Source organism: Actinomycetota bacterium (assembly GCA_005774595.1).
Taxonomy (GTDB): Bacteria; Actinomycetota; Coriobacteriia; order Anaerosomatales; family D1FN1-002; genus D1FN1-002.
In genome coordinates, this window is record VAUM01000345.1 from 1 (window position 1) to 1,922 (window position 1,922).

A 1,922-nucleotide genomic window follows, 5' to 3' on the forward strand; every position below is an offset into this window, starting at 1 on the left:
TGGCCAACGACACCGATACCGAGAGCGACCCGCTGACGGCCGCACTCGTCCTCGGCCCCGCCCACGGCACGCTCACTCTGAACGCCGACGGCTCGTTCACCTACGTGCCGGACGCGGACTGGAACGGCCCCGACTCGTTCACCTACCAGGCCGACGACGGTGCCGACCTGTCCAACGTCGCCACGGTCGACATCACCGTCACCCCCGTGAACGACGCTCCGGTCGCCGCGGACGACGCGTACACGACCGACGAGGACACGCCGCTTGTGATTGCCGCGCCGGGTGTTCTCGGCAACGACACCGACATAGAGGGCGATCCGCTGAACGCCGTGCTCGTCGCCGACGTGGCGAACGGCACGCTCGTGCTGCTCGCCGACGGGTCGTTCCTCTACACCCCGGACGCCGACTGGAACGGCACCGACTCGTTCACCTACTACTGCAACGACGGTTTCGACGACTCGAACGTCGCGACGGTCTGGATCGCGGTGACGCCCGTCAATGACGCGCCGGTGGCGGGCGCGGACTCCTACAGCACCGCTGAGGACACGACGCTCACGGTCGCCGCTCCGGGCGTGCTCGGAAACGACACCGACGTCGACGGCGATCCGCTCGACGCCGTGCTCGACACCGACGTGTCCAACGGCACGCTCACCCTGAACGCCGACGGCAGCTTCACCTACGTGCCTGACGCGGACTGGAACGGCTCCGACAGCTTCACCTACCACGCCAACGACGGCACGGCCGACTCGAACATCGTCACCGTCGACATCACGGTCGGCCCGGTCAACGATGCTCCGGTCGCCGCCGACGACGCGTACTCAGTCGCCGAGGACACGACGCTCACGGTCGCGGCGCTCGGCGTGCTGACCAACGACACCGACATCGACGGCGACCCGCTCGACGCGGTGCTCGACACCGACGTGTCCAACGGCACGCTCACCCTGAACGCCGACGGCAGCTTCACCTACGTGCCTGACGCGGACTGGAACGGCTCCGACAGCTTCACCTACCACGCCAACGACGGCACGGCCGACTCGAACATCGTCACCGTCGACATCACGGTCGGCCCGGTCAACGACGCGCCTGTCGCCGTGGCCGACTCCTACTCCACCGCCGAGGACACCACGCTGACCATCGCAGCTCCGGGCGTGCTGACCAACGACACCGACACCGAGAGCGACCCGCTGACGGCCGCGCTCGTCCTCGGGCCCGCCCACGGCGCGCTCACCCTGAACGCCGACGGCTCGTTCACCTACGTGCCGGATGCGGACTGGTACGGATCCGACTCCTTCACCTACCAGGCCGACGACGGTAATGACCTGTCCAACGTCGCCACCGTCGACATCACGGTGACCCCGGTCAACGACGCCCCGGTCGCTGTCGACGATGCGTACACCACCGACGAGGACACGCCGCTCGTGATCGCCGCTCCCGGCGTGCTCGGCAACGACACCGACATCGAGGGCGATCCGCTCAGCGCGGTGCTCGTCGCCGATGTTGACCACGGCACGCTCGTGCTGCTCGCCGACGGGTCGTTCCTCTACACACCGGACGCCGACTGGTACGGCACCGACTCGTTCACCTACTACTGCAACGACGGCACCGACGACTCACCGACCGCTGCGACCGTGACCGTCACCGTGAACCCGGTCAACGACGCCCCGGTCGCCGCCGATGACGCCTACTCGACCGCGGAGGACACGACGCTCACCGTCGCGGCGCCGGGCGTGCTCGTGAACGACACCGACATCGACGGCGACCCGCTCGACGCCGTGCTCGACACCGGCGTGTCCAACGGCACGCTCACGCTGAACGCCGACGGCTCGTTCGTGTACGTGCCGGACGCGGACTGGAACGGCAGCGACTCCTTCACCTACCACGCCAACGACGGCACGGCCGACTCGAACGTGGTCACCGTCGAC

At 68.4% G+C, this 1,922-nt stretch carries 1 protein-coding gene; it reads left to right on the top strand.

All coding sequences use genetic code 11. The features are described 5' to 3' along the window. The coding region (locus FDZ70_09925) for a tandem-95 repeat protein (protein TLM68804.1) at positions 1 to 1,922 on the top strand (1,922 nt) is incomplete at both ends.